Consider the following 26815-nt stretch of genomic DNA (forward strand, 5'->3'; position numbering starts at 1 on the left):
TCGCTCCTACAGACACCATCGTACCGTAGGAGCGAGGCTTGCCCGCGAATGGCAGCACCGCAGTCTAAGGGATCAACGGTTCATCGGCGCAACAAACCGGCTTTTGGCCACGCTATAAATCTCAGGTTCATCGCTGTCGACGATCTTGAAATTGATGCTCTGCGAGCTACTGCTCGGCCGTTCGGTGGTCATCGCCACGGACACCGGCACGTCGACAATTTCGCCCGGCGCCAGGCTCAGTTCGGTCTTGCCTTGCAGCTGGAAGCCGTCGCCATCGACCAGGGTCAAGCGGTAGTCCTGACGTTGCTGGGTCTTGTTGATGACTTTAAGGCTGTAGATGTTTTCGATCTGCCCCTGGCTGTTCTCGCGGAACAGACCACGGTCCTTGCTGACGTCCAGCGACACCATCGGCCGTTCCACCAGCGCGAGGGCGAGGGCGCCGATCATCACCAGCAACACCGCGGTGTAGCCGATCAGCCTTGGCCGCAGCAGATGCGTCTTGCCACCTTGCAACTCGTGCTCCGAGGTGTAGCTGATCAGGCCACGGGCATAGCCCATTTTGTCCATGATCGAATCGCAGGCGTCGATACACGCGGCGCACCCGATGCACTCCATCTGCAAGCCATCGCGGATGTCGATGCCGGTCGGGCAGACCTGCACACACAGTTGGCAATCGATGCAATCACCAAGGCCGACGTCGGCAGGTTTCACCTCACGTTTGCGTGGGCCACGGTTTTCACCACGGGCGACATCGTAGGAAATGGTCAGCGTGTCCTTGTCGAACATCACACTCTGGAACCGTGCATACGGACACATGTGCATGCACACCGCTTCGCGCAGCCAACCGGCGTTGATGTAAGTCGCGCCGGTGAAAAACAGCACCCAAAACAGGCTGACACCGCCCATCTGCAAGGTCAGCAACTCTTCGGCCAGCGGGCGGATCGGCGTGAAGTAACCGACAAACGTCAGGCCCGTCATCAAACTGATCGCCAGCCACAGCGTGTGCTTGGCCGAGCGACGCATCAGTTTATTGACGCCCCAGGGCGCGGCTTGCAGCTTGATTCGCTGGTTACGCTCGCCTTCGGTGATCTTCTCGCACCACATGAAGATCCAGGTCCAGGAACTCTGCGGGCAGGTGTAGCCGCACCAGACCCGGCCGGCAAATACGGTGATCGCAAACAGACCGAACGCGGCAATGATCAGCAGCGCCGACAGCAGAATGAAATCCTGCGGCCAGAAGGTCGCACCGAAGATGTGGAATTTGCTTTCGGAAAGGTCCCAGAGCACGGCCTGACGGCCACCCCAGTTCAACCACACGGTGCCGAAAAACAGCAGGAACAGAAATCCCGCACCGCTCAAGCGCAGGGTTCGGAACAGGCCGGTGAAGCTGCGGGTGTGGATCAGGTTGTCGCTGGACTTGGCCTTCATCTTTGGACGCGAAGGCTCATTTTTAACAAATGAGGCGGGTTCTACGGTTCGGACGGGGATTCTTTCGCTCATGGTCTTTCGCTCATCAGCCTCCATCAGGCATGAGCACTATGAGCGGCGATCTGTTTGCATAACAGACTCAGGTATCGCAATAAAAAGCGGATCAGATGAGCGTTTGGCCTCGCCCTGCGACAAGTTGATGCACCCGTCAAAACGGGGCGCGGGTGCCTATATCAGGCGCCCGCGCGTGATGTTGATCCGGGTCAGTCAAATCACCGAATCACTGTTGGTTGCCTTCAGATGCCGGCGGCCGTCCACTGCGCCTGATACGGTCAATGCATCGGCTTCTGCTTCGGTGATGTAAATGCGCTGGCCGTCGATGTCTACCGCCGACATGGCCTTGGCGCCGTCGGTGATGATGGTGACGTCGGGGCACAGACGGATTTCTTCGCCGTTCTGCGTGATGAAGAAGCAGGTCTGGTTTTCGATGCGCACAGTCATGGAGAGGTCCTTTTTCTGCGGGTTCATGACTGTTAGGGCACCCGCGGCCGCCATCGTTCTGTGCAACCGATTAATGGTCGGCGCGGTCCATCCTCTATCGAGCATCTACAAGGATTGCACCATGAACGCCTGGTGGCATGAGGTTTGGGTGACGCTGCAAGCGGAGTTCGCCGACATCGGCGACGCCTCACAACTGACACGAATTACCGTCAGATTGCTGATAGCGGCGATTTTGGGCGGGATTCTGGGGTTCGAGCGTGAACACAAGGGCAAGGCGGCCGGAGTGCGAACGCACATGTTGGTCGCCCTTGGCGCGGCATTGTTTGTGCTGGTGCCGCAAATGTCCGGTTCTCAGGCGGATGCCATGAGCCGCGTGGTGCAGGGCGTGATCGCCGGGATCGGCTTTCTCGGTGCCGGGACCATCCTGAAAAACCAGGACGGTGATGAAGGCCACGTGAAAGGCCTGACCACCGCCGCCGGGTTGTGGATGACCGCGGCGATTGGTGTTTCCGCCGGGTTGGGGCGTGAGGCGACGGCGGTGTTCAGTACGTTGCTGGCGCTGGGGATTTTCAGTGTGATGCCGAGGATCGTGAAGCTACTCGAAAACAAAGACTGACACGGACCTGTAGGAGCCAGCTTGCTGGCGATGGCGTCCGTACATTAAACATTGCGTTATCTGGACGACCGCTATCGCCAGCAAGCCGGCTCCTACAGGGGTTGCGGCATCATTCAGGTTGGCGGGCATCATTCGGGACTGACGATTACCGGCGGGATGGTTTCTGGCGGATCTTCACGCGGTGGCGGGGTAGTGCCCGGCGGGTCCTGCTCGGGTACAGGCTGTGGCTCAGTCGGCGGAATGGTCGGTTGGTCGATGTTCGGATCTGGCGTTTCTGCCGGGATTGGAATACTCATCGTTGAAGCCTCCAGTGGCACATGGCGCAAGTCGTGCTTAAGTGTGTTGACCACTTCGTGCAGGAATTGATTCCACCGGATACCCAGGCAAATCCCCGTGAACTTTACCGGCGCCCATCGCTCGGAACTTAAGTGAGTTCATTCCGGGGCCGCTGGCCTTGTGCGAATGACGACCAGGTACAAGAGCGTCCATGGGGCGTGAAGGAGAGATGCTCGATGACTGCTGAAAAACCCACAGAGCTCAACTACAACCCTCATATGCCGCTGTCGCAGGCATTACTGCTACCGCGCATCGCCATCGAAAACACCATGCCGACCCTCGATGGCGGGCAATTCGCCGTTAAAGCGGTGGTGGGGCAAGACGTGGTCGTCACCAGCAAAGTCTTCGCCGACGGTCATGACAAACTGGCCGTCCGGGTCCGCTGGCGCGCTGCCGACGATGACGTCTGGCAGAGCGAAGTCATGGGCGAGTTGGGCAACAACGGTTATCAAGGCCAGTTCCGCGTCGACCGCCAGGGCCGCTATGTGTTCTGCATCGAAGCCTGGGTCGATCAGTTCGCCAGCTTCTGTTATGAGCTGGAAAAAAAGTACACGGCCCGCGTGCCGGTCAGTCTTGAGTTGCAGGAGGGGCGCAATCAGGTCCAGCAGGCGGCCGAACGCACTGAAGGACCACTCAGCGAAGCGCTGGCCGCGCTGCACCATGAATTGTCCGGGTTGCTCGAAACCGAGCAGGTCGCACTGTTTTTGCACCAGCGTAGCGCTGACCTGATGGCGGAGGCCGATCACCACGCTTTTTTGAGCCTGAGCGCCGAGTATCCGCTGGATGTCGAACGCGAGCTCGCGCAGTTTGCCAGTTGGTATGAGTTGTTCCCGCGTTCGATCACCGATGACCCGGCCCGTCACGGCACCTTCAATGACGTGCATTCGCGGCTGCCGATGATCCACGACATGGGGTTCGACGTGCTGTATTTTCCGCCGATCCACCCGATCGGGCGCAGCTACCGCAAAGGCCCGAACAACTCGCTCACCGCTGGCCCCGACGATCCGGGCAGCCCCTATGCCATTGGCAGTGAAGAGGGCGGGCATGAGGCGATTCATAAGGAGCTGGGCACCCGCGAAGACTTCCGTCGGCTGGTGGCTGCAGCGGCTGACCATGGCCTGGAAATCGCGCTCGACTTTGCCATCCAGTGTTCCCAGGACCATCCGTGGCTGAAACAGCACCCCGGCTGGTTCAACTGGCGCCCGGACGGCACGATCAAATATGCCGAGAACCCGCCGAAGAAATACCAGGACATCGTCAACGTCGACTTCTATGCGGTCGAGGCGATCCCCAGCCTGTGGGTCGAGTTGCGCGACATCGTGGTCGGCTGGGTCGAGGAGGGCGTGAAGCTCTTTCGCGTCGACAACCCGCACACCAAACCGTTGCCGTTCTGGCAGTGGCTGATCGCCGATGTGCGGGCGCTGTACCCGGAGGTGATTTTTCTCGCCGAAGCCTTCACCACGCCGGCGATGATGGCGCGCCTGGGTAAGGTCGGTTATTCGCAGAGCTACACCTACTTCACCTGGCGCAACACCAAGCATGAACTGTCGACGTACTTCACCGAGCTCAACGAATCGCCGTGGCGCGAATGCTACCGGCCGAATTTCTTCGTCAATACGCCAGACATCAACCCGGCGTTTCTGCATGAGTCGGGGCGCGCCGGTTTTCTCATCCGTGCGGCGCTGGCGACTATGGGCTCCGGGTTGTGGGGCATGTATTCCGGGTTCGAACTCTGCGAAGCCGCGCCTGTGCCGGGGAAGGAGGAATACCTCGATTCCGAGAAGTACGAGATTCGCCCAAGGGACTTCAATGCGCCCGGCAACATCATCGCCGAGATCGCGCAGCTCAATCGCATTCGTCGGCAAAACCCGGCGCTGCACACGCATTTGGGGCTAAGGGTCTACAACGCCTGGAATGACAACATTCTGTATTTCGGCAAGCGCAGCGCCGATGGCAGCAATTTCATTCTGGTGGCCGTCAGCCTCGATCCGCACAACGTTCAGGAAGCGAATTTCGAATTGCCGCTGTGGGAAATGGGTTTGTCCGACGACGCCAGCACCCAGGGTGAGGATTTGATGAACGGGCATCGCTGGACCTGGCACGGCAAGTACCAGTTCATGCGGATCGACCCGGCGCATCAGCCGTTCGGGATCTGGCGCATCACCGTCTAAACGCAGGACCTGTAGGAGCCGGCTTGCTGGCGATAGCGCAATTGCATTCAACACTTTCGTTGACTGGCCCGCCGCCATCGCCAGCAAGCCGGCTCCTACAAGGGAAATCATTGCGTCGGAGGACTGTGTACGGCCCAGCGACCTTCTCGAACTCAACAGGAGTTTCAAATGGCGAAGAAACCCAAGGCAGCCACGTTTATCAAGGACCCGCTCTGGTACAAGGATGCGGTGATCTACCAGGTTCACGTTAAGTCTTTTTTCGACTCCAACAACGACGGGATCGGCGACTTTCCCGGCCTTATCGCCAAACTCGATTACATTGCCGACCTAGGCGTCAACACCATCTGGCTGTTGCCGTTTTATCCCTCGCCACGACGCGATGACGGTTACGATATTGCCGAATACCGCGGCGTGCACCCCGATTACGGCACCATGGCCGACGCCAAACGCTTTATCTCTGAAGCGCACAAACGTGGCTTGCGGGTGATTACCGAACTGGTCATCAACCACACCTCGGACCAGCACGCGTGGTTCCAGCGTGCGCGCAAAGCCAAGCCTGGCTCGGCCGCGCGGGACTTTTATGTCTGGTCCGATGACGATCAAAAATACGACGGCACCCGCATCATTTTTCTCGACACCGAGAAATCCAACTGGACCTGGGACCCGGTCGCCGGTCAGTACTTCTGGCACCGCTTCTACTCCCACCAGCCGGACCTGAACTTCGATAACCCGCAGGTCATGAAAGCCGTGCTCTCGGTCATGCGCTATTGGCTGGACATGGGCATCGACGGTTTGCGTCTGGATGCGATTCCGTACCTCATCGAGCGCGACGGCACCAACAACGAAAACCTGCCCGAGACCCACGATGTCCTCAAGCAGATCCGTGCCGAAATCGACGCCAATTATCCCGACCGCATGCTGCTGGCCGAGGCCAACCAATGGCCGGAAGACACCCAGTTGTACTTCGGCGACACCGATACAAAAGGCCTGAACGGCGACGAATGCCACATGGCCTTTCACTTCCCGTTGATGCCGCGGATGTACATGGCGCTGGCCCAGGAAGACCGTTTCCCGATCACCGACATTCTGCGTCAGACCCCGGAAATTCCGGCCAACTGTCAGTGGGCGATTTTCCTGCGCAACCACGATGAGCTGACCCTGGAAATGGTCACCGACAAGGAGCGCGATTACCTGTGGAATTACTACGCCGCCGACCGTCGCGCGCGGATCAACCTGGGGATTCGCCGTCGCCTCGCACCGCTGATGGAGCGTGATCGTCGTCGCGTGGAATTGCTCAATAGCCTGTTGCTGTCGATGCCCGGCACACCGACGCTGTATTACGGCGATGAAATCGGCATGGGCGACAACATCTACCTCGGCGACCGCGATGGCGTGCGCACGCCGATGCAATGGTCGATCGACCGTAACGGCGGGTTCTCCCGCGCCGACCCGGCGAGCCTGGTGCTGCCGCCGATCATGGACCCGCAATACGGCTACCTGTCGGTCAACGTCGAAACCCAGGCCGGCGACCCGCATTCGCTGCTGAACTGGACTCGCCGCATGCTCGCGGTGCGCAAACAGTCCAAGGCCTTCGGTCGTGGCACCCTGAAAATGCTGTCGCCGAGCAACCGCCGGATTCTGGCCTACACCCGTGAATTCACCGGGGCCGACGGCAAGCACGAAATCATCCTGTGCGTAGCCAACGTGTCCCGCAGCGCGCAAGCGGCAGAGCTCGACCTGTCGGCCTACGTCGGCATGGTGCCGGTGGAGATGCTCGGCGGGAATGCGTTCCCGCCGATTGGGCAATTGAATTTCCTCCTGACCCTGGCACCGTACGGTTTCTATTGGTTTGTGCTGGCGGCAGAAAACCAGATGCCGAGCTGGCACGTCGAACCGGCGCAAAGCCTGCCGGACTTCACCACGCTGGTGCTGAAAAAACGCATGGAGGAACTGCTCGAAGCGCCGTCCCGTGGCACGCTGGAGCAGAGCATCTTGCCAAGCTGGTTGCAGAACCGGCGCTGGTTCGCCGGCAAGGACGCAGCCATCGACAAGGTCAACCTGGCCTACGGCGTGCGTTTTGGAGATGCGCAGCATCCGGTGCTGTTGAGTGAAATCGAAGTCACCAGCGGCGACCAGACCAGTCGTTACCAGTTGCCGTTCGGCTTCATTGCGGACGATCAGGTCGGGCCGGCATTGCCGCAGCAGCTGGCGTTGTCGCGGGTGCGACGCGGACCGCAGGTGGGTTTGATCACCGATGCCTTCAGCCTCGAACACTTCATCCGCGCCGTGCTGTCAGCCATGCAGGACAACACGGTGTTGCCTTCCGATGGCGGCGAAATCCGTTTCGAGCCGACTGCCGCACTGGCCGGCCTGGGGCTGACGGCGGATTCGGAAGTGCGTTACCTGTCCGCCGAGCAGTCCAACAGTTCGGTGGTAGTGGGCAAAACCATGGTGCTGAAGCTGATCCGCAAGATCGCCTCGGGCGTGCACCCGGAACTGGAAATGAGCGCGTACCTGACCAACGCAGGCTTTGCCAATATCTCGCCGCTGCTGGGTTCGGTGGTTCGCCGCGACGCCAAGGGCGAAGACAATCTGCTGATGATCGCCCAAGGCTATTTGAGCAATCAGGGCGATGCGTGGGAATGGACGCAGAACAACCTCGAACGGGCGCTGCGCGATGAGCTGGCCGACGCCATGTCCGAGCAGGAGCAGCATTACAACGCCCTCGGCGAGTTGAAAGACTTCGCCGCAATGCTCGGCCAGCGCCTGGGCGAAATGCACCTGGTGCTGGCGGCGTCTACCGACGACCCGGACTTCGCCCCGCACGTCACCACGCAAAAAGACGCCCTGGCCTCGGCCAAGGATGTCGCGGCGCAACTGGAGCACGCGCTGAAGTTGCTCAAACAGCATCAAAGCGAACTGAACCCGGCGGACAAAACCCTGGTCAGCCGTTTACTGGACAACAAAAAAGCCATCCTCGCCCACGTCCAGGAACTGGGTAAAAAAGCAGTCGGTGGTCTGCGGATTCGCGTCCACGGCGACTTGCACCTCGGGCAGGTGCTGGTGATCAAGGGTGATGCGTACCTGATCGACTTCGAAGGCGAACCGGCACGGCCACTGGCCGAACGTCGCGGCAAACACAGCCCCTACAAAGATGTCAGCGGCGTGTTGCGTTCCTTCGACTACGCTGCGGCGATGACGATCAACGTGCACAACGCCGATCAGACCTCCGATGTGCAGGCGGCTCGCCAGCGCGTTGCCGATCGCTATTTAAGTGAAGCGCGACAGGCATTTGTCGACGCTTATCGGCTGGCGGCAGCTAGTCTTGCTCATGCGTGGCAAGATCCGGAAGGCGAGGACGCCGCGCTGGCGTTGTTCGGTCTGGAGAAAGCGGCGTATGAGGTGGCCTATGAGGCAGAGAATCGGCCCACCTGGTTGCCCGTGCCGTTGCACGGTTTATATGGATTATTGAGTGGGCTTAAACCCTTTTCCGATCTTGGTGGAGAGTAGTCATGAGTTTCTCGAACAAGGAACAGGGTCACGCTAGAGAGGCGTTACTGCCCAGATCCCGGGACATTGATGCGCTGGTACGCGCTGAACATCACGACCCCTTTGCAATCCTCGGCCCCCATGGCGATGGCGCTGGCGGGCAATTTATTCGGGCTTATCTGCCTGACGCGCTGAGCGTGCAGGTGCTGGCCAAGGACTCCGGTGAAGAACTCGGCAGCCTTGAAGCCACCCAGACGCCCGGGTTGTTTGTCGGGCATTTCGAGCACGCGCAGCCGTATGTGCTGCGCACCCGTTGGGCCGGTGGCGAACAGGTGTCCGAGGACCCTTACAGCTTCGGCCCGTTGCTCGGTGAAATGGACTTGTACCTGTTCGCCGAGGGCAATCACCGCGACTTGAGCAGTTGCCTCGGTGCGCAGCTGAAAAACGTCGACGGTGTCGACGGCGTGCGTTTTGCCGTGTGGGCACCCAACGCCAGACGGGTGTCGGTGGTCGGCGATTTCAATAACTGGGATGGCCGCCGGCACCCGATGCGCTCGCGTCACCCGACCGGTGTCTGGGAAGTGTTCATCCCGCGCATGCAAGCAGGCGAGGCTTACAAGTACGAGATCCTCGGTGCCCACGGCATTCTGCCGCTCAAGGCCGATCCGATGGCCCTGGCCACCGCGCTGCCGCCGGACACCGCATCGAAAGTCGCCTCACCGCTGAGCATCGAGTGGCAGGATCACGCGTGGATGCAGGCACGCGTCGAGCGTTCACAGCCGAGCGCGCCGCTGTCGATCTACGAATTGCACGCCGGCTCCTGGCAGTGCGAACTGGACGATCTGGGCGAAGTCGCGCGTCAGTACACCTGGCACGAACTGGGTGAACGGTTGATCCCGTACGTGAAAGATCTGGGCTTCACCCACATTGAGCTGATGCCGATCATGGAGCACCCGTTCGGCGGTTCGTGGGGCTATCAACTGCTCTCGCAATTCGCCCCGAGTGCGCGCTACGGTTCACCGGATGACTTCGCCGCGTTCGTCAACGCCTGTCACCTGGCCGACATCGGCGTCATCCTCGATTGGGTGCCGGCGCATTTCCCGACCGATGTCCACGGCCTGGCGCAATTCGACGGCACCGCGCTGTACGAATACGGCAACCCGCTGGAAGGTTTCCACCAGGATTGGGACACGCTGATCTACAACCTCGGACGCACCGAAGTGCACGGCTACATGCTGGCGTCGGGGCTGCACTGGCTCAAGCATTTCCATGTCGATGGCCTGCGCGTCGACGCGGTGGCATCGATGCTGTATCGCGATTACTCGCGCAAGGCCGGCGAATGGGTGCCGAACCGTCACGGCGGGCGGGAGAACCTTGAAGCGATCGACTTCCTGCGCCACCTCAACGACGTGGTCAACCTCGAAGCCCCTGGCGCGCTGGTGATCGCCGAAGAATCCACCGCGTGGCCAGGCGTGAGCCAGAGCACGCAACAGGGCGGCCTGGGTTTCGATTACAAATGGAACATGGGCTGGATGCACGATTCGCTGCATTACATCCAGCAGGATCCGGTGTACCGCGCGCATCATCACAACGAACTGAGTTTCGGCCTGGTATACGCCTGGTCCGAGCGCTTCATCCTGCCGATCTCCCATGACGAAGTGGTCCACGGCAAACACTCGCTGATCGACAAAATGCCCGGCGACCGCTGGCAGAAATTCGCCAACTTGCGTGCGTACCTGAGCTTCATGTGGGCGCATCCGGGCAAGAAACTGTTGTTCATGGGCTGCGAGTTTGGCCAGTGGCGCGAGTGGGATCATGATCAGCAGCTGGATTGGTACTTGCTGCAGTACCCGGAACACCAAGGTGTGAAGACATTGGTCGGTGACCTGAATCGGCTGTACCGCGAAGAACCGGCGCTGCATGAGCAGGACGACGTGCCGCAAGGGTTCCAGTGGCTGATTGGCGATGACGCGATCAACAGCGTTTACGCGTTCCTGCGCTGGAGCAAGGATGGTCGGCCGGTGCTGGTGGTGGCCAACTTTACGCCGGTGCCGCGCCAGGCTTATCGCATTGGCGTGCCGTTTGCGGGGCGCTGGACTGAGGTGATCAACAGTGACGCGGCGACGTATGCCGGGTCGAATTACGGGAACAGCGGCGGGACGTCTACCGAGGAAGAGGCGAGCCATGGGCAGGCGCTTTCGCTGGTGCTGAATTTGCCGCCGTTGGCGGTGTTGATGTTGCGGCCGGAGGGGTAGGCAGCGTAAAAAGTCAGGGTGCCGGCCCCAGATATGTTTCTGGAGTCGGGCGCCTATTATTTTATAGTGATAGGGATTCCGGGGTTTGCGATTTTTATTCTTTCAGCTGCTTCCTGAAGAAAGTCTGGAAGTATCGGTTTTCCATCTGATAGCCGTATATCTTGCTGTGGCAGTATAAATATTTCTTCTACTGAAATGTCCCCCGTATTTGGGAAACCTGGATGTATTGAGACATCCTTTCGTCCCACAATCAAAACCTCATTCCAATCGTCGCCGTACTCTCTTTGATCTTTGATGAGCTGCTCTGGAGAAACAATTGAGTAGTAAGTGTTTAGTTCTGATTTTTCTCCCTTTAATTTTGTTTGTCCGTCATGAAATGCTTTGGCAAGACTGCCTTTTTCTTCGATGGTCTTTGCGTTTCGGCCCGTTTGATTAGGAAATCCGTTATCGAACGGAATGGTCCCTATGATGTTTGCTGCTGGCACTCTAAGTTTAAAAGCAATTTCCCCGAAAGTTATTTTTTCAGATTGACTGTAATGCTCCAGTGTGTTTTCTGGTATGTCAAAGGTCATGCCGTCGAATCCACTAAGTTGTGTTTTAAGGCTTCTTGTATAGGTGGCTGTGCTTCGATCGCTAAGCCTTATTAAGCTAGTGCTTATAATATCCCAGTTTGAAAATAATGATGCTGCACTCTGTGAAAGTAACTCGCTGTTTTCGTGTGATTTGAGATCTAGTTTTAATGTGTGAACCAATAATAACTCGTCAGGAATATTTTTCCACTTCTCTAGGTTTTTAAGATTTTCTGCGTGGAATTGTTGCTTTTTAATCTGCATGGCTGCCAATTTGTTTTTTGCGCTTGTTATGTTTTTACATTTTTTTGGCGAGGGCGCTTTGGCTTTGGTGCCGCATAATCCGCGGGCATCCTGATAGTTGACCGGGTTGTTATGAACCATCAAGAACAAATTCATCCCGTCTCCATACCCTGCTGGATCAGGATTGATCCACCGTTGCAACCACGGCGCGTGATAGCGGAACCCATAATAATAAAGCCCTGTCGCATCCCGCTCCTTGCCGGAATAACGCACGGTTTTGTACTTGGCCTCGGTCGCGTTTCGACCTGCCCAACACGCCGTGCCACCATACGAGTAATACCATTCCAGGCTGATCAGGTTGGCATTCTGATCCAGTTCCAATGCACTGGATTTCAGGTGGTCGTTGAGGCTGTAACGCACCTGATCCTGAGTCATTTGATCGGGTGGTTCCGACACCCAGTGCGGCACCTGCACGCTGTTGCTGCCGGCGTTGGCGGTGATGACATGGAGTATTTCCCCGCTGCCGCTGTGACTGCGGACCTCTACACCGTGCAGGTAACGTACTTCACGAAGCACTGCTCGGGCATTGGTCAGACTCGAGCGCACCTTGCGCACCCGTTGGCCGCCGCCGTCGTAGATGTAACATTCGAAGTCGTCTTCTTTGTCCTCGCGCACGACCGGCCGCACTTCCCGCAACTGGTTACGCAAGTCCCAGGTAAGTGACTGGCCGACTTGAAGCTCTCGCAGATTGCCATTGGCATCGAAGCCGTTGGCCAGTTCGTCCTCGGTCGGTGGCCGGTTGTCGCGTTCGGGCAGGCAGCGGTTGCTGTAGCGTGCCCGCGTCAGCGTGCGGCCATGGGCTTGCGCGCCGACGTGCACCAGGTCCAGCAGATTGCCGCCCGCGTCGTAATAAAAGGTTTGTGTGTAGTTGGCGAGCTGGCTCGGGTCGAGCGGCAGGGCTTGAAAGTCGGGTAGGGTGGGGCCACCGGATCCGGTTTTGGCCTCACAGCCTGTGGCTTCGATTAACTGATAAAGCGTGTCGTAGCAGTAGGTCTTGAGCGGCAAGATGCGCTGGTTGGCGAAGTAGCGGATCGGTTGCGCGGCATCCTTGATGTTCTGCACATTGCCCACGGCGTCGTAGTGATATTTCAGGTCTTGCAACGGCGTGCCATCGGCTTTGAGGGTGCTCAGTTCGGTCAGTCGGCCGTTGGCTTCGTCGTAACGGTGGCGGGTGATGACGCCGTTACCGGCGGTTTCCGATTCGATCTGGCCAGTGACGTTGTAGCGAATATCGTGGACTAGCAACTTCTCGACCTGTCCGTCGCCCGCCAGGGTTAGCCGAGTGTTTTCCAGCTGGCCGGCGAGGGTGTAAGCAAAGGCCTGAACATTGCCGAAGGCGTCAGTCTGGCTAAGTAATTCGCTACTGGGTGCAAAGGTGTAAGCCGTGGTCGCGCCATCTCCCGGTTCGAGCAATGCATCCCGCCCGGCAACGTCGGCCGGCCAGTCGGGCTCGTCGGTGCCGGTCAAAAACTTCCGCGTGTGGCTCAGCACGTTGCCGGTGATACTCAGGTTACCAATATGAACGGTGCCGGCCGGGTCATCGTGACGGATCAGTTGGCCGCACAGGTTGCGTGCCGCAGATTCCGCGCTGGCATCGGCATAGGTAAATCGCTCCAGCGTGTGTTCGGCCACTTCCCGACCGCTTTCACGCACGGCCACCGGGCGCAGCAGTTCGTCGTACTCGGTCAGCGAATGGCTGCCGCGGCCGTCCCAGTGTTCCAAAGGCTGCCCGGCGTCACCTGGAAACACAACGCGCCATCCGGCATCCACGCTGTCGGTCATCAATGCGCCACCTGACAGGCTCGTCACTTGGCTCAGGTTAAAAGGGGCCGATGCATCGGTGTGAGCCAGATCGAACAGATACGGATCACGACTGCCCGCTAATCGACCTGCCGCATCGAAACGTTGCTCGGTAACCCGTGTGTCAACCGGATCGGCAGCCTCCCGCCGATGAAACTGCACTGTCCTGATCAACAGGCCACGCGCATCCGACACCGCCATGGTCGGCGTGTCGGTATGCGCGTATGACGAAGCTCCGGTTGGCATCCCTGCTGGCCTTGATCAAAGTAAACTGCCCATCACAATGCACGACCATCATTCGCCTGCCTACTGTAAGAAGTAACAGGTGAATCAAGTGTTTTCACCAACGCATCCGCACACCCAAACTGCCAATCAGCCCATTCAAATCATTTTCATCCACGCTGCTGCTGTAATCCGCGCTCACATACAGGCTCACGGCGGGTGTCACTCTGGCCACCAGGCCCAAACCCACTTCGACCGTCGATGAATAGCGGCTGGTGCTGATCTTGTCGACCTGATCCAGGGTCACGGTATTGCCGGTGTACACCGTGTGCCACAAGTTGGTCCGCACATACGGTTCGACCCCGAGGCCGTTGATGTCGTAGCTACCTTTCAACCGTGCGCCGACCCGGCCGCTCCAGGATGTCAGGTCGCTGGAGGACGCATTGCCGGAACCGGCGTACGGGGTGTCCAGGGTGATGCGCTGATTGATCAACTGCGCCTGGGGTTCGACCACCCAGTTGTCGCCCAGACCAATCGGAAAGCCGCCTTCCACCGAGAAGGTGACTGCGCTGCCTTCGGCGGCTTGTCGCGCCCCTTGTTCATTACGACTGAAACCGTTGACCCGACCGCCACTGGCCGTCAAGTCGACGTGCCAGCCCTGTGGACCGGTCAGGCTCCAGTAGGCGCCGAGGCTCTGGCCTTGCAGGTTGAGGGTGTCGGTGTTGGGGTCGGCAAGGGCGCGACTGGTCAGCAGGCCGTTGCTGTTGCCTTGAAACTGGCTCATCCCGCCGATTAGCCCGACCTGCTGGGTATGGCCACTACCGCTTTGCAGGGTGAGGATCGCCGGACCTTTGAATTCGTTGGCGCCAGGAATGCTGAATCCCTGGGACAGATAATCGGTTTGTGCCTGACGCGACGCCTGTCCATAAAGCTGATCCCAGGCCGAGGGCGCAGCGTCTTCGATGGTCAGGTGTGAACTTCGCAGATCAGGCCTGGCGCTGAAGCGCCCAGGGTAGTTGGTAGCGAGCGCAGGCAAGGTGAGCACCGGGACCTCCTGGTCATACCAGGGGGTTGTTTCTTCCTCGGCAGGCGAGGCCTGCACTTCCATGGATGAGCACAGCAAGAGTGAACTCGACACCGTGCAAAAAGTAACTTTGATCTCTTGTGGGGTGAATGAAGTTTTCATGGAGGTCTACCTTGCAGTCGCATGTGGTATCTCGCTCTGGCGTCTCTCCTACCCCTGATTGAGGGGCGACCGAATGGACTGGGGCAAGCCGCTGGCGGCCCGTTCTGACGGGTGTCTGGGGGTTGCTCCGGGTGGTACTTCCGGGGGTAGTAACGTCAAGTCAAGAAGACCGATGGCGTCGCGTCAAGAAAATGAACGATAAGCGGTATGTCTAATTTAGCCGTTGCAACTAATTGTTTTTTGGCGTTTATCTAAGTTCTTGTTTGTACGAAAAATCATCGTGAAAGTATTGTTCCAGAGGCGTTTGAGCAGCCGACGGTCGGTAAGAAAGTCGATGTGAACGGCGAGATTCACAGTCGCATCCCTTAGAACATTACTGTCAATATCAATGATGCCTGACGGATCAGGTCTGAAACACTAAAGACGCACTTCCACCGCCAACGGCAAATGATCCGACAGATGCGTCCACGGCTTGCTGCCCAATATCCGCGGCTCATGGCTGCTGGCATTGCGCAGATAGATCCGGTCCAGGCGCAGTAACGGAAACCGTGCCGGATAGGTTTTTGCCGGGCGACCATGGTGGCGCTCGAAGGCTTCGTGCAGGTAGTCGTGGCGGGCGAGGGCGGCGTTGCCTTGTAGCTGCCAGTCGTTGAAGTCGCCGGCGATGATCACCGGTGCATCGTCGGGTAAAGACTCAAGCAGTTGGCAGAGTAACTGGAGCTGCAACTGACGATGACTTTCCAGCAGGCTCAGGTGTACGCAAATCGCGTGGACTTCGGCGTGGCCCGGTACGTCGAGCAGGCAATGCAGCAGACCGCGGCGCTCGGGGCCGGTGATCGAGACGTCGAGGTTGCGGTATTCGCGGATCGGGTATTTTGACAGCAGCGCGTTACCGTGGTGACCGTTGGGGTAGACCGCATTGCGGCCGTAGGCGAAATCGCTCCACATGCTGTCGGCGAGGAACTCGTATTGCGAGGTCTGCGGCCAGTTGTTGAGGCGGGAAGAATGGCGTTCGTGTTCGCCGACGACTTCCTGCAGGAACACCAGGTCGGCGGATGTACTGCGTACCGCTTCACGCAGTTCCGGGAGGATGAAGCGTCGGTTTAGCGCGGTGAAGCCCTTGTGGGTGTTGACCGTCAGTACTCTGAGTCGATGAATCGCCGGCGGCGTGTTCAATGGCGTCGATTCGACGGTCTGGCGCTTGGAATCACTGGTCACTTTGACTCCTCTGAATCAGGCTGGCTTATGTATGCGACTGATGCGGGGGCGGGCAGTTCAGTTTGAGCATGCGCTGCGGTCCGACTTGCCGGCGATGGCGTCTTCAAGATTAGCGCACGGTTCAAGGGCCTCATCGCCAGCAAGCTGGCTCCTACAGGGGTGGGGGCAATTTCGAGCGGGTGATCGACACAAACCTGTAGGAGCTGGCTTGCCGGCGATGGCGTCCGCAAGAATAACGCACGGTTCAAGGGCCTCATCGCCAGCAAGCCGGCTCCTACGGGTGCGGGGGTAAATTCAAACCTGTGATCGACACAACCTTGTAGGAGCTGGCTTGCTAGCGATGGCGTCCGCAAGATTAGCGCAAGGTTCAAGGGCCTCATCGCCGGCAAGCTGGCTCCTGCAGGGGGTGTTGGTTTAGACGAAGACGATTTCATAGGGCAACCGCATGCGTTCCAGCAGCACCCGGGGCAGCAGCGGGGCGATACCGATGGCGGGTTCGCCGTCGAGCTGGCTGGCGTAGGCGTGGGTGGCGTGGCTTTTGCGCGCAACGGTCCAGGTGTCGAGGCGAACCTTGCGGGCGCGGTGCCACGGGATCAGCCCTCGATCACGCGTGGGCCAATGCCACGCCCAGACGGGCACTTCGTTGAACGCTGCACCGACCGAGGCGGCGGCTTTGGCACTGGCGCGGCCGACGACGTCGTGGTCGACATTGCCGTCCTCGCTCCAGGTGCTGAACACCACATCACCAGGCCGCAAGTACCGCGCGATGAATTGAGTCAACTGAAGTTCGCGCTCAGCCAGGGCGTTGTCGGTGAACCCACCGCGAATCCACTTCAGGCTGTGCATCGGCAAACCGAGGCGGCGCAAGGCTTCGACGCTTTCCTGGGGACGAAACACGCTGAGGCGTTTCTCCGACCATTGCTGTGACCCCGGATGGCTGGCGCTGCCGTCGGTGATCGAGATCAATTGCAGGGGATGGCCCAGAGCGCTGAGTAATTGCAGCAGTCCGCCGCAGGTCACGACTTCATCGCCGGGGTGCGGCGCGATCACCACGGCGCGGGCGCCGGGCGGGACCAGGGTCTGGGTGTTGATGACGGGAATGTTGTCGAGCTGAGGCGCGTTGTTCCAGATCTGTGCAGTAAGGCTGCTGTCGCTGATGGAAACGGATTTCATCGGGCTACGTCCTTGTTCTAATTGATAGCAATGTGCCGCTCTCCGAACCCTGGATTGCCGCGAGCAGAGTATTGCTCAAGTCACGCTATTCGTCGCGTCGATGTTCCCACCGGTACATATTTTTCTCCGGGCTGTGCCAGGTCGCGCAATTTTCGCTGGAGTCGCTCCAGTGTCCGGCCGCTGCCTGGCCATGTAGAAACCCCCGTAGGTTCATTTCACTCTTCTTCCTCACGCTGCAATTCGAACAGCAGCAGCGAACGGCCGGTGACCGAATATTCGTGGCCGAACTCAAAGCGCTCCTGACCGCGGATCGATGGCTGATTGGTGTCGACCATGCAGGTCCAGAACCTGCCATCCGGCACTTGCGGCAAGGTGAAGTTGACGATGTCGTGGTGCGCGTTGACCACCAGTAGCAAGGTGGCATCACCGCCCTTGCGGCGAATCCCGGTTTCCTGGGCTCGGCCATCGAGCAGCATGCCGAGGCATTTGCCGTGGGATTCCTCCCATTGTTCGGTGCTCATCTCGCTGCCATCCGGCGCCAGCCAGGTGACGTCCTTGACGCCGATGTCTTCGTTGTAATTGCCCACCAGGAAGCGCCCGCGTCGCAGGATCGGGTAGGCCAGGCGCAACTTGATCAGGCGTTTGACGAACTTCAGCAACGCCTTGCCATCTTCACTCAGGTCCCAATTGACCCAGCCGATTTCACTGTCCTGGCAATAGGCATTGTTGTTGCCGTCCTGGGTGCGGGCGAACTCGTCACCGGCCACCAGCATCGGCGTGCCCTGGGACAGCAGCAGGGTGGCGAAGAAGTTGCGCATCTGCCGCTGGCGGAGCGCATTGATCTCGGGATCGTCAGTCGGGCCTTCGACGCCGTGGTTCCAGGACAGGTTGTTGTTGCTGCCGTCCTGGTTGTTCTCGTCGTTGGCTTCGTTGTGTTTTTCGTTGTACGACACCAGGTCGTTGAGGGTGAAGCCATCGTGAGCGGTGACGAAGTTCACCGATGCGTAGGGCCGCCGACCACGCTGATTGAACATTTCACCGGAGGCAGTCATCCGGCTGGCGAAGTCAGCGAGTTGGCCGTCGTCGCCTTTCCAGAACGCGCGTACGGTGTCGCGGAATTTGTCGTTCCATTCGACCCAGCCCGGTGGAAAGCGACCGACCTGATAACCACCGGGACCAATGTCCCACGGCTCGGCAATCATTTTTACCTGGCGCAGTACAGGGTCCTGGCGGCAGGCAACGAGGAAGCTGTGACGTTCATCGAAACCGTCGTGGTAGCGCCCGAGAATGGTCGCCAGATCGAAGCGGAACCCGTCCACGTGCATTTCCGAAGCCCAGTAGCGCAGGGAGTCGGTGACCATTTGCAGCACGCACGGGTGACTCAGGTCCAGGGTGTTGCCGGTGCCGGAATCGTTGATGTAGAAGCGCTTGTCGTCGGGCATCAAGCGGTAATACGAGGCGTTGTCGATGCCGCGCATCGACAGGGTCGGACCCTGTTCGTTGCCCTCGGCGGTATGGTTGTACACCACGTCGAGAATCACCTCCAGATTGGCTTCGTGCAGGTGCGCGACCATTTCCTTGAACTCGGCGATCTTGCCGCTTGCCAGGTAGCGCGGGTCCGGCGCAAAAAACGCGATGCTGTTGTAGCCCCAGTAATTGGTCATGCCTTTGTGCAACAAGTGCTGGTCATTCACGAACGCGTGAATCGGCAGCAATTCCACGGTCGACACGCCGAGCTTGCGGATGTGTTCCAGCATGTCATCGACCATCAACCCGGCGAAGGTGCCACGCACGCTCTCGGGGACAGACGGGTGACGCATGCTGAAGCCGCGCACGTGAGTTTCGTAAATGATCGTTTTGTCCCACGGCACGCTGACGCGGTGGTCGTGGCCCCAGGTGTGCGCCGGGTCGATCACCTTGCATTTCGGTACGAACGGCGCGCTGTCGCGTTCGTCAAAACTGAGGTCGGCGTCGGGGTGGCCGATGGTGTAGCCGAACAGTGCTTCGGACCACTTCAACTGGCCGACCAGTTGTTTGGCGTAGGGGTCGATCAACAGTTTGTTGTGATTGAAGCGATGCCCGTTGGCCGGGTCATACGGGCCATAAACACGGTAGCCGTAGATCAGCCCCGGATGAGCGTCGGGGAGGTAGCCGTGGTAGATCTCGTCGGTGTATTCCGGCAGTTCGATGCGCTCCAGTTCAACTTCGCCGGCGTCATCGAAGATGCACAGTTCAACTCGGGTCGCGTTGGCGGAGAACAAGGCGAAGTTGACCCCCAGACCATCCCAGGTGGCGCCTAGCGGAAAGGGCAGGCCTTCCCGGATTCGCGAAGCCTCGGCCTGAGGTTCTGGCGCGGCTTTTTTTGGACTGGTCATAGATGCTCCTGCAATTGGGGAATCCCCTGTAGGAGCGAGGCTTGCCCGCGAAGGCGGCGTGTCAGGCGATTCGAATGTTGAATGACACACCGCTTTCGCGGGCAAGCCTCGCTCCTACAGGTTTATCGGGGGCGAACGTGCCCACGGTGGCGAGAGGTCGCTCGCCACAAGGTCAGTCAGGACAATGCCGGGAAGCGTCAGACCGCAGGCGGTTTACGCGCTGCGCGAGGTTTCTTCTCGGTGGATTTTTCCCCGGGCGGGATCACCTTTGCCGCAGCGGCGGGTTTCGCCTTGGCTTTGGTTTTCGGCTCGCCAGCCTTGCCGTTGGCGGTTTTGCTGACGGCAGGCTTGGTGCCTGCCGCTTTGCTGCCGGCCGCCTTGGGCGATTTGCTGGGGGCCAGGGCTTCGGCTTCTGCCAGTTTTCGAGCCATCTCCCAGTGCCGGGCTTCATGGCCCTCGGGTTTTCCTTCCGATTCCCAGATCTGATAGGCAAATTCGCGGATGCGTTTATCGTCGGTACTCATCGCTATGCTCCTGAACTGAACTCAAAGTTTTGGATAAAGAGATTGACCGGGAAATCCCCCAGCGCGGCGCCAATCATCAGCTCCTTGTGTTCTGTGACTGCGACGCTGGAAAAAAGTCCCTTCAGGTTTTCGGCAGGGGTGGTAAACGGTAATTTGACTCGCGTATCGCCCCACTGCGGCGCGCCGATATGGGGTTCGGCACTGTTTTTCAGCAGGCCTGCACAACGTATCGGGACGATCACGATGGCCTGCTTCTGGTTGTACGAGCGCGCAAATGCCAGCACCCGATGTGCCTCGCAGCCGACCACTTCCAGCGCTTGATACGTCCCGCGTTGAAACAGCTCGGCCTGTTGGGCGCGCAGGTTTAATGTGCGCGCGATCAAGGTTTGTTTGATGCGCCCGTCACGCCAGTTGGCCAGCAGTTCCGGCAGTTCCGGCGGACGTTGCATGGCGTGTTGGCGACTCGCGTAATCCACCGGGCGACGGTTGTCCGGATCGACCAGCGAGAAGTCCCAGTACTCGTTGCCTTGGTAAAGGTCCGCAATGCCCGGCACGGTCATGCGCAGCAAGGTTTGCGCCAATCCGTTGAGTGCGCCGGATGCAGCGATGGACGTCACGGCTTTGCTCAGGGCTGCGCGCAGCAGCTCGGCTTCGGGGCTTAGCAGCAGACGTTCGATGAACGCCTGGGTCGCACGTTCATACGCATCGTTCGGCGCGCTCCAGCTGCTTTGCAGCTTGGCTTCACGCAAGGCTTTCTGCTGCCACTGCCAGAGACGTTTGACGTAGTCCTCGAGCGCGGGCCGATCGTCGACGCGCAGTTCCAGTGGCCAACTGCCGAGAATCGCCTGATACAGAATCAATTCATCGCCCGCCGACGGCATCGCATCGTCGGCGCGCACCGGCCGGGCCAGCGTCTGCCAGAGCGGCACCTGCTCGGCGAACCACGCGCTGCGCTCGCTCAACACCGCCAGCCTGGCGCGGGTGTCTTCGCCGCGTTTGTGGTCGTGAGTCGCGGTGGTCAGCAGGTTGTCGGGGAATTCTTCGAGACGATTGAGGCACGCGGCATGGAAGTCAGCCACCGGTGCACTGAATTGTTCTGTGTTGAACCCCACGTCATTGCGCGACAGCAAAACCGCCGAGCGATAAAACGCGGTGTCCTCGACGGCCTTCGCCGCTGCCGGTGAAGTCAACTGCTGAAAACGCACGCAGGCATGCTTGAGCATCTTGCGCGGGCGGCCCACCGGGCGTTTGCGCCAGGGTGCGCCGCCCAGCCATCGGGCCAGACAATCGAGCACCGGCCAATCGGCTTCGCTGAGGTTTTGCCGCGCGCCGTCCATGGCTTGCTGAAAAAACCCATCGTCCTCAACGGAGCGCCCACAAGGGCTGATGTAGGTGCGATACACCGGGAAGTGCACGATCAGCTCCTGCAACGCCCGACGAATCGCGCCGAGGGTCAGGTCGCGGGTCATCACATCATCCCGGGCCACTTGCAGCAGCGCCTGGGCGACACTTTCGAAGTCGCCGGCAAGCGAACCGTTGAGAATTTGCTGACGGGCAAGGTGTGCTTCCTGACGGAAATCGGCGGGCCGTTCGCTGAAGCGGTTCCACAATTCGCCGAGAGTTTGCGTACCAGCGGGATCATGTTGCAGCAACGACACCTGGTTCATGAATTCATAACCGGTGGTGCCATCCACCGACCAGTCACGGTGCAGGGTTTCACCTTCGCCGAGAATCTTCTCGACGTAGATCGGCAGGTGTCGGCCCGGCGCCAGGCTGTCGATCCGGCGCCGCAGTTTGCGGCAATAACCGCGCGGATCGGCGAGGCCATCGATGTGGTCAATGCGCAGGCCGTCGATCAGGCCTTCGGCGACCAGTTCGAAGATTTTTGCGTGAGTGGCTTCGAACACCGCCGGGCGCTCCACACGCAGGCCGCCCAGTTCGTTGACGTCGAAAAAGCGCCGCCAGTTGATGTCATCCGCCGCCGTGCGCCAACTGGCGAGGCGATAGCTTTGACGTTCCAGCAACTGGTGCAGGCGCTGGAAACCGTCCGGCGTGAGCGAATCGTAGGCTTGCAGGTTCTGCTCGATGACGTGAAGCAGGGCCGGGTCGCTGGCCAGTTCGCGCAGCTCGTCTTTCAACGGTTTGGCCAGGCGGTGGGCGTCGGTCTGGTAACTCAAGGTGCTGAAACGGTCGGCCAGTGACTTTAATCGCTCGGTATCGTCCTTGAGCAATTCGCCGTAGTCCATCGGGCAAATCGGGAAGTGATGATCGTAGTGTTGGACGTAAAAAGCACCGTGCTGCGCATCGAAGCGCAAGGGCAGGGTGCCGTCCTGCAACGCCACGCCATAGTCGCTGTCGAGGAATGGCAGCAAGAGCTGACCCTCCATCAGCGGATCGGGCGAATGCCATTGGATGTCGAAAAATTCGCCGTACGGGCTCAAACGGCCCCATTCCAGCAAGTCCAGCCACCAGGGATTATCGCCGCCACCGACCGCCATGTGGTTGGAGACAATGTCGAGGATCAGTCCCATGTTCTGCTCACGCAACGCGCTGACCAAACGGCGCAACGCCGCTTCGCCGCCCAGTTCCGGGTTGACCGTGGTGGGGTCCACCACGTCATAGCCGTGCATGGAACCTGCGCGTGCGCTCAGCAGCGGCGAGGAGTAGACATGGCTGATACCAAGGCGGGCGAAATAGGGCACCAGCGGCACCGCATCGTCCAGCGTGAAGCCTTTATGAAACTGCAAACGCAGGGTCGCGCGTGGTTGATTCATCGGTCACGCTCGGCCGCCTGAAGCCGCGCGCAGGCAAGCAATTCCAGGCGTCGGGCCGCGTCCAGGTCATCGAGCAGGGCTTCGCTGGCACCGGGCAAGCGGCGCGACCAATTCGGATGGGTATCGATGGTGCCGGGCAGGTTGGCCTGCTGTTCGATGCCCAGGGCATCCTCCAGCGGCAACAACACCAGCGGCGCGCGGGTATGGCCGAGGAAGCGAATGGCTGCGTCGAGTATCTGATCGGTCTCATGGGACTCTTCGCGGAAATTCTGCGGGTCCTGGCTCAACGCGCGGCGCAGACCTTCACGCTCGCGTTCGCGGTGACGGCGCCACTCGATTTCACCCGTGGCGTCGACCAGGCCCAATCGGGCATTCCAGTCGATATCGTGGCCATGCCACCAGCCGTTGAGCGTCGGTAAATCGTGGGTGCTGGTGGTGGCCAGTGCGTTGTCCGGCCAGTCGAGGATCGGCTTGAAGTGTGTGTTGTCCTGCTCGAACAGCAACACGCGCATGCCGAGAATCGAACGGGCGATGAGTTTTTCCCGCAGGCCGTCTTCCACTGTCCCGAGATCTTCGCCGAGAACGATGGCTTGATGCCGATGGGATTCCAGGGTCAGCAGGCGCAGCAGATCGTCCACCGGGTAATAAAGATAAGCGCCATCGGCGGGTGATGAGCCGTTGGGGATCACCCACAGCCGTTGCAATCCCATGACGTGATCGATGCGCAGGCCACCGGCATGGGCGAAGTTGGCCCGAAGCATTTCGATGAACGCACGAAATCCGTGACGCACCAGGCCTTCGGGCGAGAACGCGGAAATCCCCCAGCCCTGCCCGGTGCGATTAAGAATGTCCGGCGGCGCACCCACCGTCAGCGAGGCGAGCAATTCGTCCTGGCGACTCCAGGCCTGGCTGCCGCCGCCGTCGGCACCGACCGCGAGGTCAGCGATCAGGCCAATGCTCATGCCGCTACTGCGCGCAGCGGTTTGTGCGCGCTCCAGGCAACGGGTAATCAACCACTGGCAGAAGGCGAAGAAGCCGATGCGCCCGGCGTTCTCTTCGGCAAATTCAGCCAGCGCAGCACTGCGCGGGTCGCGCCATTGCTCGGGCCAGTCGCGCCAGTCGAGGTTTTCACCTTTGGCGGCACGGGCTTCCTGAATGGCTTCGAAACGGCAGTGGTTCTCCAGCGCTTCGCCAGCCGCGTGGCGGAAACTGCTGAAATCGGCATGCAACGGGTGTTCGCCCTGGACAAAGCCTTCGTACAACGCCTGCAACAGACGGTGCTTGGCGTCGGCCGCCACGGGCCAGTCAACCAGCGGCTGTTGTTCCAGATGCTTGAGCTCGGCGGCGAGCCCGGTGGCGTCAATCGCCGTGCGCATCGCTCGTTCGCCAAGGATCGCGCCGGGTGCTGCGTACAGGCTGTTGAGGAACAGGCGGCTGGACGGCGAATAAGGGCTATAGCGTTGGGTGTCGCTGCTGAACATCGCGTGCAGCGGACTGATCGCCAGCGCTTCGGCGCCACGCTCACCGGCGACGCGGGCCAGATCTTCCAGCGCCTGGGTGTCGCCAAAACCGCCATCGCCGGGACGGCGCAGCGAGTACAGCTGCACGCTCAGCCCCCAGGCGCGAGGGATCGGACTGTCGACCGCATCGCTGACGCTGTAGCAGCGTGCCGGCGCCACGGCCAGCGTAAAGGATTGGCCGTCGATCGTGACGTGCTGATAACCGACAGGAATCAGGCCCGGCAACATCGCCTGGGCATCCAGTTTCAGGTTGAGCCGCGATCCGTCCTCAAGGTGGATCTCGCAGGGGGTCTGCGGCTCGAAATAATGCGCGAGGCTGAGGCCCACGCCAACGTCCGCGGTCAGCAGCGGCGGCAGATGCCGGGTTTGTTGCACTTGCTGCAATTCTTGCAGGCTGGCATCGATCTCCTGGGCGCTGCCGGCCGGATGGCCGAGCCCGGTCAGGACATTGCGTAACACCGATGGCGCGACTTTTTGTGGGCGGCCGTTGGCATCGATCCAGTCGACGGCCAGGCCAGCTCGGCTAGCCAGTATTTCCAATTGCGCATCGCTCATGGGCGCTCTCCATCCGGGGGTAGCAAAGGGGCTGCGGTCGTGAGGCTGACTAGCGCGCAATACGGGGCAAGGGTGCCCTGATTCAGCAGGTCGGCGGACTTCGGCGGGTGTTCGAACAACAACGAAGTGCCGGCCTGTGGGGAGTGGACCACCGGCTTGTCGCTGAGGTTCAGGTCAATGCGCAGCAGGCTGCCATCGCCCAGTTGCCAGCGTGCGCTCACCGCGCCTGGCGCCAGTACCTCGGCACCCAACGGGTGTGCACCGGGCAGGCGCGCGATGATCTGCTCGTGGCGGATTTTCAGCAGTTGGCGATACAGCGCGTAAATGGCCGATTGCCCGCTCGCCGTCAGATTCGGCCGTGAGTCTTCGAAGGTCTGCTGCGCGTTCGGGTCGGGAATCTGTTCACGCTTGGCCGGATCGGAAAATGCGTCGAATGCAGAAAATTCGTTACGCCGACCTTCGCGAACGAGTTCCGCCAGTTCGCCGTGATGGCTGGTGAAAAACAGGAACGGTTGCTCGGCGGCAAACTCGTCGCCCATGAACATCAGCGGGATCATCGGCGATAACAGCAACAACGCCGTCGCGGCTTTCAAGGCGTCGGGGTGGGCGAGTTGGTGCAGCCGTTCGCCGAATGCGCGATTGCCGATCTGGTCATGGTTCTGCAAGAACAGCACGAACGCCGTGGGCGGCAAATGACCGCTGGGCTCGCCGCGAGCTTCGCCGTGGCGGTTGGTGTGGCCCTGGAACACAAAGCCCTGGCTCAGGCAGCGTGCCAACTGTTCGGTAGGGTTGTCGGCATAGTCGGCGTAATAGGCCTCGGTTTCACCGGTCAGCAGCACGTGCAAGGCATTGTGGCCGTCGTCGTTCCACTGCGCGTCGTAACCTTCCTGCAGCAAACTGGCCTGGTTGTGTTCGTTTTCGACCGTCAGCCACACGTGGCGCGCCGGGTCGATTTGCTGCCGGATGCGTTGCGCCAGTTCCTGTAGAAAGTCCGGGCTTTTGATCGCGTGCACCGCGTCGAAGCGCAAACCGTCAAAACGGTATTCCAGCAACCACATCAATGCATTGTCGATAAAGAAGTCGCGCACCTCGCGTCGCCGGAAGTCGATGGCCGCGCCCCAAGGCGTGTGCTTGTCTTCATTGAAGAACGCCTTGGCGTAGCGATGCAGGTAATTGCCGTCCGGGCCGAAGTGGTTGTAGACCACGTCGAGCATCACCGCCAGACCATGGCCGTGGGCGGTGTCGATCAGGTGCTTGAGTTGCTCGGGCGTGCCGTAGGAGGCTTGGGGTGCGTAGGGCAGAACCCCGTCGTAGCCCCAATTGCGATCACCGGGGAACTGCGCCAGCGGCATCAGTTCGATGGCGGTAACGCCCAGTCCGGCAAGCCGCGCCAGGTGCTGCTCGACCTCGACAAAACCGCCAAGCGCACCGACGTGCAACTCGTAGATCACCGCCTCGTTCCAGGCTCGCCCCAGCCAGTCGCGGTGTCGCCAGGTGTAGGCGAGGGGATCGACCACCACGCTGTGCCGGTGAATATCACCGGCCTGAGCGCGGGAGGCCGGGTCGGGCACCTCGAGTTCGCCATCAATGTTGTAGCGGTAACGCGTGCCCGCAGGACAGCGCGTCTTGATCACGAACCAGCCATCGGCCTGAGGCAGCAACGGCAAGGACTGTCCATCTTCCAGTTCGACACTGACAAAAAACGCATCCGGCGCCCACAAGGCAAAACGCGTGTGCTCTGCGTCCAGCATGATTGCGCCGTGGGGCCAGGTCTCAAGGGTCCGTAACGGCATCGTTGAA

At 60.0% G+C, this 26815-nt stretch carries 16 protein-coding genes; 4 read left to right on the plus strand and 12 right to left on the minus strand.

The features are described 5' to 3' along the window. Nucleotides 1-72 precede the first annotated feature (72 nt). Nucleotides 73-1500, minus strand: coding sequence for a cytochrome c oxidase accessory protein CcoG (gene ccoG, locus K5R88_RS04940; RefSeq protein WP_226299332.1), 1428 nt, complete (start codon nt 1498-1500; stop codon nt 73-75). A 195-nt stretch (nt 1501-1695) separates the two neighbouring features. Then, nucleotides 1696-1929 carry a DUF3203 family protein gene (locus tag K5R88_RS04945; protein ID WP_226299333.1) on the minus strand — a complete coding sequence of 78 codons (234 nt, stop codon included), beginning with the start codon at nt 1927-1929 and terminating at the stop codon, nt 1696-1698. Between the two features lie 121 nt (nt 1930-2050). On the opposite strand from K5R88_RS04945, the gene K5R88_RS04950 reads away from it, so the two are divergent. Further along, nucleotides 2051-2545, plus strand: coding sequence for an MgtC/SapB family protein (locus K5R88_RS04950; protein WP_207284273.1), 495 nt, complete (start codon nt 2051-2053; stop codon nt 2543-2545). A gap of 128 nt (nt 2546-2673) precedes the next feature. On the opposite strand, the gene K5R88_RS04955 is transcribed toward K5R88_RS04950, so the two are convergent. Continuing rightward, nucleotides 2674-2841 carry a hypothetical protein gene (locus tag K5R88_RS04955; RefSeq protein WP_192227263.1) on the minus strand — a complete coding sequence of 56 codons (168 nt, stop codon included), beginning with the start codon at nt 2839-2841 and terminating at the stop codon, nt 2674-2676. A gap of 216 nt (nt 2842-3057) precedes the next feature. On the opposite strand from K5R88_RS04955, the gene K5R88_RS04960 reads away from it, so the two are divergent. From K5R88_RS04960 to glgB, 3 genes are all read left to right on the plus strand, one after another. Continuing rightward, nucleotides 3058-5052 (plus strand): alpha-1,4-glucan--maltose-1-phosphate maltosyltransferase, encoded by a 1995-nt coding sequence (locus K5R88_RS04960; RefSeq protein WP_226299334.1) that lies wholly within the window; start codon nt 3058-3060, stop codon nt 5050-5052. A gap of 168 nt (nt 5053-5220) precedes the next feature. Next, complete coding sequence (gene treS / locus K5R88_RS04965) at nt 5221-8562, plus strand: maltose alpha-D-glucosyltransferase (protein ID WP_226299335.1); 3342 nt, start codon at nt 5221-5223, stop codon at nt 8560-8562. 2 nt (nt 8563-8564) lie between these two features. Then, nucleotides 8565-10796, plus strand: a complete 2232-nt coding sequence (gene glgB, locus K5R88_RS04970; RefSeq protein ID WP_226299336.1) for a 1,4-alpha-glucan branching protein GlgB — start codon at nt 8565-8567, stop codon at nt 10794-10796. Nucleotides 10797-10852: 56 nt separating this feature from the next. On the opposite strand, the gene K5R88_RS04975 is transcribed toward glgB, so the two are convergent. The 9 genes from K5R88_RS04975 to treZ form a co-directional block, all read right to left on the minus strand. Then, nucleotides 10853-13714 carry an RHS repeat domain-containing protein gene (locus K5R88_RS04975; protein ID WP_226299337.1) on the minus strand — a complete coding sequence of 954 codons (2862 nt, stop codon included), beginning with the start codon at nt 13712-13714 and terminating at the stop codon, nt 10853-10855. A 94-nt stretch (nt 13715-13808) separates the two neighbouring features. Next, nucleotides 13809-14876: an autotransporter domain-containing protein gene (locus K5R88_RS04980; protein WP_226299338.1), complete on the minus strand. Its 1068-nt coding sequence runs from the start codon at nt 14874-14876 to the stop codon at nt 13809-13811. A 417-nt stretch (nt 14877-15293) separates the two neighbouring features. Next, nucleotides 15294-16094: an endonuclease/exonuclease/phosphatase family protein gene (locus tag K5R88_RS04985; RefSeq protein ID WP_226299339.1), complete on the minus strand. Its 801-nt coding sequence runs from the start codon at nt 16092-16094 to the stop codon at nt 15294-15296. Nucleotides 16095-16508: 414 nt separating this feature from the next. Then, entirely contained in the window at nt 16509-17267 is a 759-nt protein-coding gene (locus K5R88_RS04990) for a PIG-L deacetylase family protein (RefSeq protein WP_226299340.1), read from the minus strand. Nucleotides 17268-17482: 215 nt separating this feature from the next. Beyond that, on the minus strand, nt 17483-19642 hold the full coding sequence (gene glgX / locus K5R88_RS04995; RefSeq protein WP_008044002.1) for a glycogen debranching protein GlgX: 2160 nt from the start codon (nt 19640-19642) through the stop codon (nt 17483-17485). Between the two features lie 197 nt (nt 19643-19839). After that, complete coding sequence (locus K5R88_RS05000; protein WP_008038331.1) at nt 19840-20166, minus strand: DUF2934 domain-containing protein; 327 nt, start codon at nt 20164-20166, stop codon at nt 19840-19842. 2 nt (nt 20167-20168) lie between these two features. After that, complete coding sequence (locus tag K5R88_RS05005; RefSeq protein WP_226299341.1) at nt 20169-22940, minus strand: malto-oligosyltrehalose synthase; 2772 nt, start codon at nt 22938-22940, stop codon at nt 20169-20171. After that, the gene (malQ, locus tag K5R88_RS05010; protein ID WP_226299342.1) at nt 22937-25015 is read right to left on the minus strand and encodes a 4-alpha-glucanotransferase; all 2079 of its coding nucleotides are present in this window, start codon (nt 25013-25015) and stop codon (nt 22937-22939) included. The genes K5R88_RS05005 and malQ overlap by 4 nt, the downstream gene beginning before the upstream one ends. Next, nucleotides 25012-26808 (minus strand): malto-oligosyltrehalose trehalohydrolase, encoded by a 1797-nt coding sequence (gene treZ / locus K5R88_RS05015; protein ID WP_226299343.1) that lies wholly within the window; start codon nt 26806-26808, stop codon nt 25012-25014. The genes malQ and treZ overlap by 4 nt, the downstream gene beginning before the upstream one ends. Nucleotides 26809-26815: the final 7 nt, after the last annotated feature.

It is taken from the genome of Pseudomonas sp. MM213 (assembly GCF_020423045.1).
Taxonomy (GTDB): domain Bacteria; phylum Pseudomonadota; class Gammaproteobacteria; order Pseudomonadales; family Pseudomonadaceae; genus Aquipseudomonas; species Aquipseudomonas migulae.